The organism is Hyphobacterium sp. SN044 (assembly GCF_021864465.1).
GTDB lineage: Bacteria > Pseudomonadota > Alphaproteobacteria > Caulobacterales > Maricaulaceae > Hyphobacterium.
On record NZ_JAKKUV010000001.1, the window covers coordinates 122,306 to 135,436 of the forward strand.

Below are 13,131 nucleotides of genomic sequence, written 5' to 3' on the forward strand. Positions count from 1 at the left end.
ACCGATTCCCGCTTGCCCCGGAGAGGACGCCATGGCTGCACCCGTCGGCTCGAAAGCCAACCCGTCAAAATACGATTGCTATCCCGACCTCGCCGATGACGAGCCCTATTTCGTGATCCGCGCGGACGATCCGCTGGCCAGCGCGCTGGTGGAGTTGCACGCCTATATCGGCGCGGGCCAGGCCGGCGCGGCGCACAACAAGCTGGCGGAGATCATGGAACTGACGCGCGGCAAGGCCCCGCGCCCGTCCGACAGCCCGAAATACCGCGAGACCTTCGCGATCTCCTCGGCGATGGAGCATTGGCGCGCCGCCAAGCGGTAGACGACGCGCTCGGTAATCGGGGGCGGGCTCCCGCTTCGGATTGGCGTCAGCCGTATTTCAGGAGCAGCGACAGCGTCCAGCCGCTGGCGGACGAGACATCGTCGAGCCTCCAGCTGCCCGCCGTTCGTTCCCAGTAGAAGAACAGCGTCTGCTCTTCTCCGAAATTCCGGAACTGCGCCACCACGACGCGGCGATCGCCCGTGCCGGTGACGGGCCGGGTCGTGACCGAGATGTCGCTGATGTCCCAGTCCTGTCCTTCGACCCAGAATCCGAAGTCGAGCCGGCCCATGCCGTCATTGTTCATCATGACCTGCTCGTTCTCGGCGAACAGGGCGATCATACGGTCGGTATAGAAGGGCGCGCCCCATTGCGGCGGTTCGCCATCGGCTTCCATGATGCGGTAGCTGTCGCGGATGAAGGCTTCCGGGTCGCTCACCGTCTGGGCAAAGGAGGCAGGCAACAGGACGAGCCATGCGGCGGCAATGGCAAGAAGACGTGTCATGACGGATCTCACTTCGCTTTCTCGGCGGCCTTGCGGCGGTTGACGCTGCGGCGCCAGCGCGCCAGCAGCCAGATTGCGGGTATCACCAGGATCAGCCAGGGCAGGACGCCCGCGATCAGGCGGATCATCACGGCCAGACCGCCGAGGACGATACCCGCGAAATCGCGAACGGCTTCGCCCACGGGATTGACCGTCGACTGGCTGATCGGCCGGATTTCCGACTGATAGGTCAGGTCCGCGATCGACATCGACACGCGTGCGCGCATCGCGCGCAGCTGCGCGGTCGCGCTTTCGATATCGCCATTGACCCGCGCCAGTTCGCGTTCGACCCGGATCAGCTCCTCGATATTCGCGCCTTGCCGGTCGAGCAGACCGGTGAGCCGCTCGCGCAGCTGGATCTGGGCGTCGAGCCGGGCCTGCGTGTCGAGGATGGGGCGGGTCAGGTCTTCCGCGCTCTGGCTCGACGAGGTGACTTCACCCCCTGCATTCTCCGCGTCGGCTTCCAGCCCGTCCCGGAACGTGGCCAGCCAGCCCGGCTCCGCGCGGATCACCAGACGGGCACTCACCCGGTCGGACCCGGCCTCGGTAACGTTGGAATTGACGATCTGGCACAGCGACGGCCCGGCCGCCTCGCAGGTCTGCTGGTGTTGCTGGACAAGCGGACGTACCGCCTCGGCGGGCGCGCGCAGCCCGTAGGCATAGCGGTAGGCAAGGTAGGTTTCGGGAGCGCTCTGTTCACCGTTGCCAGGATCACCAATCCCCGCCTCGGTCTGGGCCTCCGCATCAATATCCTGAAGCGGTGCCTCAGCGGCGAAACTCGCTCGGTCGACGCGCGATCCGGTAACGACGATTGAATCCTCAGCCGAGAAATAACCGTTATTGCCCCCGTCGTGTTCGGACCCGTCCTCGCAGGCCGAAAGCGCCAGAACGGCCACCGCCGCCAGCATCCAGTTGCGCATGCAAGTCTCCCTGTCCATTTCCCCGCACTTCGACGCTGGCGGGTAATCCCGTCAAGATTGCGGCAGGCGGTCAGGCCCCTTCGCCGCCGTCGTCTCCGGCGGCGAGCCGGGCATAGGCATCGACGAGCGTCGCATAGGGCGGCACCGGCACGGCGATCAGCCCGGCATCACCCGCAAGGAAGGCCGCGCGGATCTCGAAATGCAGGTGCACGGTTGCCGGCGTCCCGCCATGAGCGTTGGAGATACGTCCGAGCCGTTGGCCACGGCTGACCGTATCGCCGGTTTCTACGGTCACCGAGGCCGGGTCGAGATGCAGATAGGTGAAGCGCAGCCCGTCCTCGCTCATCAGGCGGACGGAATAGGTGCCAATCGACGTAACCACGCCGTCCGCCGCCGCGACCGCCCAGTAGGTGTTGCCCTGACAGATTGGCGGGCGCAGGTCCTGGCCCATATGGCTGCCGCCAGCAGGGCAGATCGGCGCACCGGGCCCGCCGTCCTCGCAAAAGGTGTCGCGCCAGGGATAGGTGTAATTCTCCGGCGCGCACTGGTTGCCGCCGGGTCCGTAGAAACCTCCCGCGCTCCAGGCCTGCGAATTGGCGAAGGCCTGCGCTGTCTCGACCGGGAAACGCATTCCGGGCGCGAAATTCGCCGTGTTCCAGAGACCCGTGCCAGAGCCGTCGGCGAGTGTGCCGGGGGCCTCGAAATCCGCGTCGGTTCCCGACGCATCGAGGACGTCCGGGACAAGGAAATAGTGGGATGTGGGGACCGGCACGATTTCGGGCAGGCGATCGGACGGCTGGACCGGAACCGCAAGCTCGGGCTCTGTCGTCTGGACAGGCTCGACCGGTGCAGTCGTTTCAGGCGCTTGCGCGATCTCCAGCACCGGCGGCCAGGGCCCGTTCGGATCCGGCCACCAGATCATCGCAGCGATCCCGGACACAGCAATGACCGCCGCGGTCGAAAGCTCGGCGACCCGGCTCATCAATTCCCGCCCGGCTGTCCGCCCGCGATCAGCAGGCTGCGCGCGAGTTCGCGGGCATAGTTCGCATCGGCGCAGCGCGACGCGCCGGGGTCACCGCACTCGACCGTCACCGAATAGGCGGCACCGTAGCGATTGAAGGCGACGTCCCAGCTGCCTTCGCCCGGGGTGATGATGAAGCCGTCCGCGTCCCGCGCCTCGGCCAGCCGGTCGGCGATCCTGGGATCGGACGGTCCGGCGACGCGCTGGCGCGAGCCGAAGACCTCGATCACGACGCCATCACCCTCGATCGAGGCCGTGTAGAAACCCTGCCGGCCGAAGAGGCGCGCCGTGGCATCCTCGAAATCGACGACGTCGCGATCCGGCAGAAGAATCGGCAGGCTGACCGCGTCGAGCTGTTCCCGCGTGGCATTGACGGGGCGGACCGGGACCGGCCGGGCAACCGGCTCCATCGGGTCTCCGGTCTGCGCGGTCAGATCCGCGCGCGCCGCGTCCCAGTCGATCGGCATCTGCTGGGAAGAGACTTCCAGCATGGTACCTTCACCGGTGCGCATCGCCGCTTCGGACAGGAGGGTGGAGCGGAACCCCGGATCGATGGCTGTCGTGGAGGGGGAGAACAGAGGAGCGGGCGGCGTGGCCGCTTGCGTAACGGCGCTGCACACGCAAGCCAGAACGGCTCCGATGGTCATGGTCGAACGCATGACTCCCCTCCCTGACGCCATCATGCCCGATAATTTGGCGCGGTGTGAGTCACAGTCTCCTGTCAGGGGAATTAAGTCTGCGACAGGGCTGGCCCGCGCAAGGCGGCCTTCTGGAAGCGGACTGGCCCGGCCCCTATATCTGCGCTGCGGTATCCTCTATATCGCAGCGCAGCAAAGACGCGCCGGAGCTCGCCAATGCGACTGACGATGATGAAAGCCAAGCTGCACCGCGCCGCGGTGACCCAGGCGGACCTTCATTACGAAGGGTCGATCTCGATCGACCGCGACCTGCTCGATGCCGTCGGCATCCTGCCGCACGAACAGGTCGATGTGCTGAACATCAACACCGGCGCGCGCTTCACGACCTATGCGATCGAGGCCCCGCGCGGCTCGCGCACCTTCGGCATCAACGGCGCCGCCGCGCGCCTGGCGCAGGTCGGCGACCGGATCATCGTCGTTGCTTATGCCGGGATGGAAGCCGCCGAGGCCGAACGCTGGGTGCCGGATGTGCTGGTGCTCGACGAGCACAATCACCCGGTCGAGGTCGCCGACGCGGCTTGATCCTCGGAAATCTTCGGAAATCCTTGACCTTGCCGAGATAGGCCTATGTCCTGCCGGCACGGGAGAGGTCTTTGCCAGATACGGCTTTTTCAGTTGAACGGTTTGTCTTCACCGAACCGGGCGTTTTCATCGCCCGGCTGCACGGACCGAACCGCTTTGACGTCAGTGCCGCGAACGCGCGAAAGCTATGCGAGCGCTTCGCCGCGGGCGGGCTGAACGCGCTGATCATCGATTATCTTGATTGCACGCTGGGCCACCAGCCGCATGAATACCGCCAGATCGCGGACGTCTTCGCCGCTGGAATGCCGGCGGGCATGACATTCGCCTATGTCTACCGGCCCGAACAGACCGCGCACATCATGGTGATGACGCGGATCCTGAACGCCGCAGGGCTGAAGGTCCGCGGGTTCAACGAGGCGCTGGATGCGGAAAACTGGGTGTTCGCGCAATTGGGGGCAGACCGGTCGACCGCCGGAACCCCGCGCGCGCTTGATCCGCCGCAGGAGGGTTAGCCGGGCCCGGACGGACCCGGCCAGCTCCCGTTTTTCAGTCCTCGATCGCGTAGACGCCGGTGACCGTCACCGACACTTCGATTTGTCCACCTGCGATCGGCGTGGAGGAATCCATCGCCTCGCTCCGGGCAAACATCATCGGCTGCGGCGGCGAATAGTTGCTGCCTTCCGAGAACTCGACCAGCCGGCCGATCTCGACACCGAGCGCATCGGCGTAGAGTGAACGCAGATCGCCAAGTTCGCGCACCGCGCGGCGGCGGGCTTCGGTCATGGCGGCATCGCGATCCTCAAGACCGAAATTCACGCCCTGAAGCTGGTTGGCGCCGGACGAGACCAGCACATCGACCGTCTGACCCAGATTGTCGAGCTCGCTGACCCGCGCGGTGACCGTATTGGTCGCCTGATATCCGGTGATGCGGCGTTCGCTCTCGCGGCCGTTGGAAGAATATCCGCCGGACCAGACCGGGCTGATCTGCAGGCTCGAGGTCTGGATGTCGTCCTCGGCGATGCCGGCCCGGCGCAGCGCGGCGAACACCTGGTTCATCGCGCGGCTGTTGGCCGACAGGGCCTCCGCGGCGGTTTCCGCCTCGGTCACCACGCCGGCGGACACGGTGGCCATGTCCGGCGCCATGCGTACGCTGCCCGTCGCATTCAGGGTCAGGCGGCCTTCCTGCATCCCATGGTGCATGGCGTGCGGGTCCTGCTGCGCGAAGGCCGGCGCGCCGGCAGCGGCGGGAACGAGGAGGGCGGTAGAAAGTAGAAGCGCTCGAAGCATGACGGGTCTCCAGATTTCTGATGGGACAAGTTTGCACCTGATCGCGGTGGCGCGGGAAGGGCAGGGAAAAGCCCTTGCCGTGGCAGAACGGTTCATCCGCGTGTCAGGTTGCGTGGGCAGCGCCGCACACCGCTCTTGGCGAGCCGAGGCGTCGCCTGTATCCATCGCACTTCCTGAAGGGTGGGGCCTGTAGCTCAATTGGTTAGAGCCGGCGGCTCATAACCGCTTGGTTGCAGGTTCGAGTCCTGCCGGGCCCACCATTTTTCGATCCTCACGCTTACAAGGTCACGGTCCTGAAAGTCAGTGACACGCGGCGGGCGCGGTGCTCCCGCGCACCGTTGACGACGTCGGACTGGCGCGGCGGGATTTCGTGCGTCCAGTCATATCGCGCTTCGCGCGCAAGAATCAGCAGCATTAGAGGCTCGAGAATCAACGCCCGGCGCTCGCCTGATTTACGATGCCGGAAAACCATCTCGGCTCGGCCGCCTAGGCTCAACGAGGCGATCGCCGGCCCAAAGCACGGCTCGCAATCGACATGCGCGGAGATGCCTTGCCCGGGAAGATACTCGTTCACGATCACCTGATCCGGTCGCCGATCGAACTCCGCAAGCCCGCCGACCGCTTCCGCAACAGGACCTAGCCAGTCAGGTAGCGGACCGAGCCGCATGTCCGCCGTCACCCGGCGCTCGCGATAGTCATATCGCCAGCCGTAATGCTGGACGCGCCGCTTCAGATCGACCCGCCAGTCCGATGCGTCTGTCTCCGCGAGCAGCCGGTTGGCTTCTTGTTCCGAAACGAAATTGCCTATGATGCGTGCGCCGGGCGGCGAGATCAGACAATCCGACATTCTATCGCCTAACTGGCCTAAATACCCAAGTGCTGCATGACCGGTACTTCGACAAAGCGCTCTCGCTCACGTCGTTGGTGTTGACATGACCATAACCCGCCCAAGCGGACCGATAAAACGGAAGCACGTCCACGGCTTCGCAGCCTGCCCAATCCGCCGCAGCAGGCGGGTCAAACGCTCCGAGATGATGCGGGCTATTTACCAGCGTGACCGCAATCCTCCCCGTCGCCGTCAATCGCGAGGTAGCCGCCCGGAGAAACCGGCGCAACAAAACATGATTGTCCGTACGTCCATGCACTGACCTCCGCGTTCCCGTATTGGGAAACTGAAAGGCGATCAGATCCGCCATTGCTGGCAAGCGACGATCATCCAGGTTTCGGGCGTCGACGCCGTGCAGCACTTTCGCGCCTAGACCGATCAATAACCGGGCATTTGCCCTCCCTGCCGGACAAATACTGCGCTCCGTTTCAAAGGTTGTCGCTACAATATTTGCAGGGCGGCTCTTCGGCGCTCGGGCTAACGCATGCGCAAAGCTGAGATCGCCTTCACCGACAAGGATACACATTCCCTTTCGGCTCATCCCCGCGAAATCGAAGGTGCGCCGCTTTTGTTCGATAAGGACGACAAGGCGCTCGAAGGTGACCGCTGCGTGCTCCGCCGCCTTACTTACGCAATGACCGTCAATGAGTAGCACCGCCATATTCGACCTCGTGTGAGTGCAAACGAAGTCGGCATTTTCAAGTGCAAAGCAGGGGCGGGGATTTCTTTGCTGCAGAGGCGCTCTCTGCGTTTTTGTCACTTGAGATGAGGCTCTTGGTTGAATTTGATTGGGCCGCCTCCTTTTAGTATCGTCTGGAGTGGTGAATACCGATCTCCGCGAACGCCTCATTCAGCGTTTCAGAATTCGAAAATTACCCCCTTAGGCCCACCATTTCCCCGCTCAGCGGAACAGCATCACCGGGATGTGGCAGTCGCGGATCATGGCGGTCGTCGTGCTGCCGATGATCAGGTTGCGGATGCGGGAATGGCCGTAGGCGCCCATCACCAATAGCGAGATCGACTGCTCCGTCACGTATGCGGAGATCGCGGTTTCCGGCTCGCCGGACAGGACCGCCTCGGTCACCTCCTGCCCGCCTGCGCGCAACTCGGCGGCGGCGGTCGCCAGCGCGGAAATGCGGCGCGCATCGCCTGCACCGACCGTGACGAGATGCAGGGGAATACCTTGGAACAGCTGGCCGGCGGCGATGTGGCGGACCGCCTTCATCGCGCTTTCGCCGCCATCGAAGGCGATCAGCGCGCGTTCGACCGGGCGGAAGCTGCGCGACGCGACCATGACCGGCTTGCGGGCGGCGCGCACGATGCGTTCGAGGTTCGAGCCGAGATGCTCGCTCGCGAAATCGGCCGCCTCGCCGCGCTTGCCGATCACGATCAGGTCTGCCTCGGCCTCGACCTGCTGGACGGCGTCCAGAAGATCGCCATTGCGCAGACGCCCCGCGGCCGTCACGCCGCGTTCCGACAGGTGCGCCGCTGCCGCGTCCAGAATGGCACGGCCACGCTCCTTGGCCAGATGCGCGCGTTTGCGGTCGTGCGCGGCCAGTTCTTCGAGCAGGTGCGACTTCGCGCCGAGCCCGAGCGCACCTGACAGATTGGCGGGTGCGATTCCGGTGTCCCGCCGCCCGAGGACGTGAAGCAGTTCGACCCGGCCGCCGACGGCCTGAGCCACCCAGGCGGCGTGGTCGCAGACGCTTTCGCCATAGGCCGAACCGTCGAGAAGGGCGATGATGGTCTTGGTCATGGCAATCCCTCCTAGTGGCCCATCAGGCGTTCGAGCGCGCCCGGCTTGTCGTGAATGCCCAGCCGGTCGACCAGCGTCCGGCTCGCCTCATTCATGCCGATCAGTTTCACCTCGGCATCTTCGCGCCGGAATTTCAGAACCGCCATGTCCACCGCGGCGACGCTCGACAGATCCCAGACATGCGCATCGCTGAGGTCGATCACGACGGTATCGACCGCCTCGCGGAAATCGAAGGCGCGCATGAAGTCCTCGCACGAGGCATAGAAGAGCTGACCTTCAACGCGGTAGGTGCGCATCCGGCCATCGTCCGACAGAGCGCTCGTCACGGTGAAGGCACGCGAGATCCGCCAGGCGAAGAAGAGCCCGCTGAGGAGAACGCCGACCCCGACACCGATCGCCAGATTGTGAGTGAACACGACGCCGATCACGGTCGCGATCATCACCACGCTGGAGCTTTTGGGATGATGGCGCAGATTGCGGATCGAACTCCAGGAGAAGGTCCCGACCGAGACCATGATCATGATCGCAACGAGCGCCGGCATCGGGATCTGCGCGACGAGATCGCCGAGGACGAGGATCATGAAGAGAAGCAGCACGCCCGCCGTCAGACAGGACAGGCGCCCGCGCCCGCCCGATTTCACATTGATCACCGACTGGCCGATCATCGCGCACCCCGCCATGCCGCCAAAGAAGCCGCTGACCGTATTGGCGACGCCCTGGCCGACGCATTCCCGGTTCCGGTCGCTCTTCGTGTCGGTCAGGTCGTCGACGATCTGCGCCGTCATCAGCGATTCCAGGAGACCCACAGCCGCGACCGCCGCCGAATAGGGCAGGATGATCAGGAGCGTGTCGAAATTGAGCGGAATGTCCGGCAGCAGGAACATCGGCAGCGTATCGGGCAGGTCGCCCATGTCGCCGACGGTGCGGATATTGTCCCAACCGAAGCCGATCGCCAGCGCTGTCAGCACGATGATGCAGACGAGCGGTGAGGGGATCGCCTTCGTGATGAAGGGAAAGCCGTAAATGATTGCGAGGCCCGCCGCGACGAGGACATAGGTGAACCAGCTGACATTGGTCAGTTCCGGCAGTTGCGCCAGGAAGATCAGGATCGCCAGCGCATTGACGAAACCGGTGATCACCGAGCGCGAGACGAAGCGCATCAGATCGCCCAGCTTGAGGAAACCGGCAACGATCTGGATCAGCCCGGCCAGCACCGAGGCGGCGAGCAGGTATTGCAGTCCGTGCTCGCGCACCAGCGTGACCATCAGAACCGCCGTCGCCGCCGTCGCCGCGCTGATCATGCCCGGCCGGCCTCCGGCGAAGCTGATCACCACCGCGATGCAAAAGCTGGCATAGAGGCCCACCCGCGGATCGACCCCGGCGATGATCGAAAAGGCGATGGCCTCCGGGATCAATGCCAGCGCGACGACAAGGCCGGCGAGCACGTCGCCGCGCAGATTGCCGAACCATTCGCGGCGGGTGCGGTCGATCAGGGCGGCATCGAGTGTGGGCAGGCGCATGGCAATATCCATCGGGTGCGCTGGTGCGCCACTTTCGGGCGGTCACGGGCGCTTGAGGGCTGACAGGATCAGCGGAGAAAGAGGGCGATTAGCACATATCTCGGACCGGGCAAGGCGCGCAGGCGCGACGGGAAGCTGCTATGCGCGAGCAGGGGTGCGTGGACGGAAGCCGACTTGCTCTTGCCGCCACACGCACTAGCCTTCCCGGCAATCAGATGTCCGGGGAGACCTCCATGAAGACCGTATTCGCTGCTTCCGCCCTTGCCCTGTTCGCGGGTGCCGCTTTCTCTCAGGACGTGCCGCCGTCCGAGGTGCCCGTGATCCGCGACATCGTTGCGGACGTGTCCGCCGACCGGATCGAGGCCGATATCCGCCGGCTCGCCGATTTCGGTACCCGCCACACCCTGTCGGAAACCGAGAGCGACACGCGCGGCATCGGCGCGGCGCGGCGCTGGATCTTCGAGGAGTTCGAACGCATCTCGGCGGACTGCGGCGGCTGTCTTGAAGTCATGTACATCTCCGACACGATTTCCGGCCAGACCCGCATCCCCGAGCCGACCGAGGTCGTGTCCGTCGTCGCGATCCAGCGCGGTACGACGGATCCCGGCCGCTATGTCGCCATGTCCGGCGACATCGACAGCCGCGTCACCGACCCGCTCGACGGCACGTCCGACAGCCCCGGTGCCAATGACAACGCCTCGGGCATGGCCGGCGTGATCGAGGCCGCGCGCGTCCTGTCGCAGCACGAATTCGCGGGTTCGATCATCTATATGGGCCTGTCGGGCGAGGAACAGGGCCTTTTCGGCGGCCAGATCGTCGCAGCGCACGCGATCGAGAATGACTGGCGCATCAAGGCCGTCCTCAACAACGACATGATCGGCAATATCGCCGGGATCGACGGCGTCATCGACAACTCCACCGCCCGCGTCTTCTCCGAAGGCACGCGCGCCGTGGAGACGCCGGAGGAAGCGCGCATCCGCCGCTTCACCGGCGGCGAGGTCGACAGCCCGTCGCGCAATCTCGCCCGCTATATCGACCGCGTCGCGGACGAATACATTCCCAATCTCGATATCATGATGGTCTACCGGCTCGACCGCTTCGGGCGCGGCGGGCATCACCGCCCGTTCAACGATGCGGGCTTCCCGGGCGTGCGCATCATGGAGACGCACGAACACTATGACCGCCAGCACCAGGACCTCCGCAACGAGGGCGGGCGGCACTATGGCGACACGATCGAATACGTCGATTTCGACTATGCCGCGCGCCTCACGGCGCTCAATGCCGCGACGCTCGCCCTGCTGGCCAGCGCGCCGCCCTTCCCGGCGGACGTGACGATCGAGGGCGCGGTCAGCCCGGACACGACCCTGTCCTGGTCTGCCCCCGACGCGGCCCAGGCGGGCAATCTGGCCGGCTACCGCATCTACTGGCGGCTGACCGACGAAAACCAGTGGACGCATTCGCGCTGGGTCGGGAATGTCACCAGCTACACGCTCGAGAATGTCGTCATCGACAACTACTATTTCGGGGTCGCCTCGGTAGCGGAAAACGGCGCGGAAAGCCCCGTCGTCTTCCCGGGGCCGGCCGGCAGTTTCGGCGGCTAGAGCGACCCGAACGCCAGCCAGCCCGTATAGGCGGCGTAGAGGAGGAGGAGGGTAAGGCCCTCCATCCGCCCGATGCGCCGCCCGGTCGCTGCGACAAGAACAAGCAGGGCCGCGGCGCCGAGCATGATCCAGACGTCCGAGCCGAGAATGCTCGCCGGAACCTCGATCGGGCGGATGATCGCGGTCGCGCCGAGAATGCCGAGCGCGTTGAAGATGTTCGACCCGATCACATTGCCAAGTGCGATATCGCCTTGGCGTTTCATCGCGGCGGCCACCGAGGCTGCGAGCTCGGGCAGGGACGTGCCCACGGCAACCACGGTCAGACCAATCACCGCGTCGGAGATGCCGAACCCTTCCGCAATCGAGATCGCGCCATCGACGAGGAGTTTTGCCCCGATCACGACGCCGGCAATACCGCCCGCCAGGAGAAGCAGCGAGACCAGCAACCCGCCCTTCGGCGGGCTCACGCTCTCCGCCTCGGCGGAGTGCAACGCGGCGGCACCATTCTTGGAGCGCCGGTCGAGCCAGTAGCTGAGCCCGATATAGGCAATCAGCCCCGCGAAAAGCAGGCCCCCGGACGTCCGCCCGACCGGCGTCAGAAAGAGGGCGGCGGCCAGCGCGATCTGCGACAGGACGAGGAAGCTTCCATCGCGCGACAGTACGCCCTTTGCGACGACGATAGGCGAGAGCAGGGCGGCCGCGCCAAGAATGAGGAGGATGTTTGCGATGTTCGATCCGACGACATTGCCGACGGCGATGCCAGGGGAGCCGGACAGGGCGGCCTGAACGCTGGTGGTCAGCTCCGGCATGGATGTGCCGAAGCCGACGAGGACGAGTCCGATCAGGAGCGGAGACACGCCCAACCTCGACGCGGTTCCCACCGCGCCACGTACCAGCACGTCACCGCCAATGGCGAGCAGAACCAGCCCGCCGGCGATCAGAAGAAATTCGCTCACGCCGTTTTACCCTTGTCCGATTTCTGGTTGTCGCCCCGGTAGAGGCTCGACTGCTTGTAGTGGCGAAGCCCGTGCTTCGCGAAAACGCTGATCGCGGCGGTCGCCGGAAGGGCCAGAAGAGCGCCGAGGAAGCCGAACAGCGAGCCGCCGATCAGAAGGCCGGCCATGATCCACAAGGGATGCAGCTTCAGCTGGTCGCCGACGAGCCGCGGAGCGAGGAAAACCGTCTCGATCACCTGCGAACTGCCGAAGATGGCAACCACGCCCAGGATCGGCCAGATCGAGTCGAACTGATTGATCGCAACGAGCAGCGCCAGCACGAAGAAGATCAGATTGCCGATCACCGGGATGATCGAAGACAGCCCGGTCAACACGCCGATCGCAATCGAGTAGTTCAGGCCGAGCAGGAACAGGCCCGCGGCGTGGTAGATCATCTGCGACAGGATGACGAGGCTCTGCCCGCGCACCCACCGCGCCAGCTGAAGATTTGTATCCTTGGCAATGTGCCGGACTTCCTGCGCATAAGGGCGCGGCGGCAATTCGGAGAGCGTCTTCGTGACTTCCGGCCAGTCCTTCAGGAAGAAGAACAGGGCCACCGGCGTCAGCAGCACGAGAAGCGCGCCCGACAGGACGCTGCCGATCGACCCGGCGGCCTGCACGCCGAGCGAGCGGAGCGGTCCGCCCTCGGCGGCAAGCGACTGGGCGGAGAATTCAGGCAGGACGATCCCCGTGCCTTCCAGCATGCGCCCCGCAATGGCTGCGACATTGTCGATCAGGGTGGGCAGCCGGTTGAACAACTCGCCGCCCTCGATCAGCAGAATGGGAGTGATCGCAACCAGCGGCGCGAAGATCACGATCAGCGCCAGTAATGTCGAGATCAGCGCAGCCGCCCACCGCGGCACGCTGCGCTGACACATCCATTTCGTCGTCGGCTCGAGGATCACGGCCAGGAGTGCCGCGATCAGAAAGGGCAGCACGACCGCGCCGGCCGCGTTCAGCAGCCAGACGAGGAAGATCACGCCGAGCACGGCGAGGAAGAAGCGGAGATCGAGGGTAAGGCGCATCGATTCTCGCCGGGAAAAGCTGGGGTGTGACCATTGC

Annotated in this window: 15 protein-coding genes and 1 tRNA gene; 5 read left to right on the forward strand and 11 right to left on the reverse strand. The window is 65.1% G+C overall.

The annotated features are described in order from the left end of the window. Positions 1-31 precede the first annotated feature (31 nt). Positions 32-322, forward strand: a complete 291-nt coding sequence (locus tag L5876_RS00640) for an aspartate decarboxylase (RefSeq protein ID WP_236954158.1) — start codon at positions 32-34, stop codon at positions 320-322. A 46-nt stretch (positions 323-368) separates the two neighbouring features. Here the strand turns inward: L5876_RS00640 and L5876_RS00645 are convergent, their stop codons facing one another. From L5876_RS00645 to L5876_RS00660, 4 genes are all read right to left on the reverse strand, one after another. Beyond that, positions 369-824: a hypothetical protein gene (locus tag L5876_RS00645; RefSeq protein WP_236954159.1), complete on the reverse strand. Its 456-nt coding sequence runs from the start codon at positions 822-824 to the stop codon at positions 369-371. Positions 825-832: 8 nt separating this feature from the next. Next, positions 833-1,783, reverse strand: a complete 951-nt coding sequence (locus L5876_RS00650) for a DUF4349 domain-containing protein (RefSeq protein WP_236954160.1) — start codon at positions 1,781-1,783, stop codon at positions 833-835. Between the two features lie 70 nt (positions 1,784-1,853). Then, complete coding sequence (locus tag L5876_RS00655) at positions 1,854-2,765, reverse strand: M23 family metallopeptidase (RefSeq protein ID WP_236954161.1); 912 nt, start codon at positions 2,763-2,765, stop codon at positions 1,854-1,856. Next, entirely contained in the window at positions 2,765-3,463 is a 699-nt protein-coding gene (locus tag L5876_RS00660; RefSeq protein WP_236954162.1) for a hypothetical protein, read from the reverse strand. The genes L5876_RS00655 and L5876_RS00660 overlap by 1 nt, the downstream gene beginning before the upstream one ends. A gap of 195 nt (positions 3,464-3,658) precedes the next feature. Here L5876_RS00660 and panD point away from each other — a divergent pair, with 195 nt between their 5' ends. After that, entirely contained in the window at positions 3,659-4,024 is a 366-nt protein-coding gene (panD, locus tag L5876_RS00665) for an aspartate 1-decarboxylase (RefSeq protein WP_236954163.1), read from the forward strand. Between the two features lie 71 nt (positions 4,025-4,095). Next, entirely contained in the window at positions 4,096-4,536 is a 441-nt protein-coding gene (locus L5876_RS00670) for a hypothetical protein (protein ID WP_236954164.1), read from the forward strand. A 34-nt stretch (positions 4,537-4,570) separates the two neighbouring features. Here the strand turns inward: L5876_RS00670 and L5876_RS00675 are convergent, their stop codons facing one another. Beyond that, positions 4,571-5,311, reverse strand: coding sequence for an SIMPL domain-containing protein (locus L5876_RS00675; RefSeq protein ID WP_236954165.1), 741 nt, complete (start codon positions 5,309-5,311; stop codon positions 4,571-4,573). A 183-nt stretch (positions 5,312-5,494) separates the two neighbouring features. Between L5876_RS00675 and L5876_RS00680 the strand changes: the two genes are divergently transcribed. Beyond that, positions 5,495-5,571, forward strand: a tRNA-Ile gene (locus L5876_RS00680). A 17-nt stretch (positions 5,572-5,588) separates the two neighbouring features. Here L5876_RS00680 and L5876_RS00685 read toward each other — a convergent pair. From L5876_RS00685 to L5876_RS00700, 4 genes are all read right to left on the reverse strand, one after another. Next, entirely contained in the window at positions 5,589-6,158 is a 570-nt protein-coding gene (locus tag L5876_RS00685) for an alpha-ketoglutarate-dependent dioxygenase AlkB (protein ID WP_236954166.1), read from the reverse strand. A 1-nt stretch (position 6,159) separates the two neighbouring features. After that, positions 6,160-6,858, reverse strand: a complete 699-nt coding sequence (locus L5876_RS00690; RefSeq protein ID WP_236954167.1) for a Rossmann-like fold-containing protein — start codon at positions 6,856-6,858, stop codon at positions 6,160-6,162. A gap of 240 nt (positions 6,859-7,098) precedes the next feature. Further along, positions 7,099-7,953, reverse strand: a complete 855-nt coding sequence (locus L5876_RS00695; protein WP_236954168.1) for a universal stress protein — start codon at positions 7,951-7,953, stop codon at positions 7,099-7,101. 11 nt (positions 7,954-7,964) lie between these two features. Then, entirely contained in the window at positions 7,965-9,473 is a 1,509-nt protein-coding gene (locus L5876_RS00700) for a SulP family inorganic anion transporter (RefSeq protein ID WP_236954169.1), read from the reverse strand. Between the two features lie 233 nt (positions 9,474-9,706). Between L5876_RS00700 and L5876_RS00705 the strand changes: the two genes are divergently transcribed. Then, positions 9,707-11,074: a M28 family metallopeptidase gene (locus L5876_RS00705; RefSeq protein ID WP_236954170.1), complete on the forward strand. Its 1,368-nt coding sequence runs from the start codon at positions 9,707-9,709 to the stop codon at positions 11,072-11,074. Here L5876_RS00705 and L5876_RS00710 read toward each other — a convergent pair. Both L5876_RS00710 and L5876_RS00715 read right to left on the reverse strand, forming a co-directional pair. Then, positions 11,071-12,030: a calcium/sodium antiporter gene (locus tag L5876_RS00710; protein WP_236954171.1), complete on the reverse strand. Its 960-nt coding sequence runs from the start codon at positions 12,028-12,030 to the stop codon at positions 11,071-11,073. The two genes, L5876_RS00705 and L5876_RS00710, sit on opposite strands and share 4 nt — an antisense overlap. Beyond that, positions 12,027-13,094, reverse strand: coding sequence for an AI-2E family transporter (locus L5876_RS00715; RefSeq protein WP_236954172.1), 1,068 nt, complete (start codon positions 13,092-13,094; stop codon positions 12,027-12,029). Before L5876_RS00715 ends, L5876_RS00710 begins: the two co-directional genes overlap by 4 nt. Positions 13,095-13,131: the final 37 nt, after the last annotated feature.

Coding starts and splice junctions, on each gene's coding strand:
- L5876_RS00640 (WP_236954158.1), top strand. CDS start 32: ATGGCTGCACCCGTCGGCTCGAAAGCCAACCCGTCAAAATACGATTGC.
- L5876_RS00645 (WP_236954159.1), bottom strand. CDS start 824: ATGACACGTCTTCTTGCCATTGCCGCCGCATGGCTCGTCCTGTTGCCT.
- L5876_RS00650 (WP_236954160.1), bottom strand. CDS start 1,783: ATGCGCAACTGGATGCTGGCGGCGGTGGCCGTTCTGGCGCTTTCGGCC.
- L5876_RS00655 (WP_236954161.1), bottom strand. CDS start 2,765: ATGAGCCGGGTCGCCGAGCTTTCGACCGCGGCGGTCATTGCTGTGTCC.
- L5876_RS00660 (WP_236954162.1), bottom strand. CDS start 3,463: ATGCGTTCGACCATGACCATCGGAGCCGTTCTGGCTTGCGTGTGCAGC.
- panD (WP_236954163.1), top strand. CDS start 3,659: ATGCGACTGACGATGATGAAAGCCAAGCTGCACCGCGCCGCGGTGACC.
- L5876_RS00675 (WP_236954165.1), bottom strand. CDS start 5,311: ATGCTTCGAGCGCTTCTACTTTCTACCGCCCTCCTCGTTCCCGCCGCT.
- L5876_RS00685 (WP_236954166.1), bottom strand. CDS start 6,158: ATGTCGGATTGTCTGATCTCGCCGCCCGGCGCACGCATCATAGGCAAT.
- L5876_RS00690 (WP_236954167.1), bottom strand. CDS start 6,858: ATGGCGGTGCTACTCATTGACGGTCATTGCGTAAGTAAGGCGGCGGAG.
- L5876_RS00695 (WP_236954168.1), bottom strand. CDS start 7,953: ATGACCAAGACCATCATCGCCCTTCTCGACGGTTCGGCCTATGGCGAA.
- L5876_RS00700 (WP_236954169.1), bottom strand. CDS start 9,473: ATGCGCCTGCCCACACTCGATGCCGCCCTGATCGACCGCACCCGCCGC.
- L5876_RS00705 (WP_236954170.1), top strand. CDS start 9,707: ATGAAGACCGTATTCGCTGCTTCCGCCCTTGCCCTGTTCGCGGGTGCC.
- L5876_RS00715 (WP_236954172.1), bottom strand. CDS start 13,094: ATGCGCCTTACCCTCGATCTCCGCTTCTTCCTCGCCGTGCTCGGCGTG.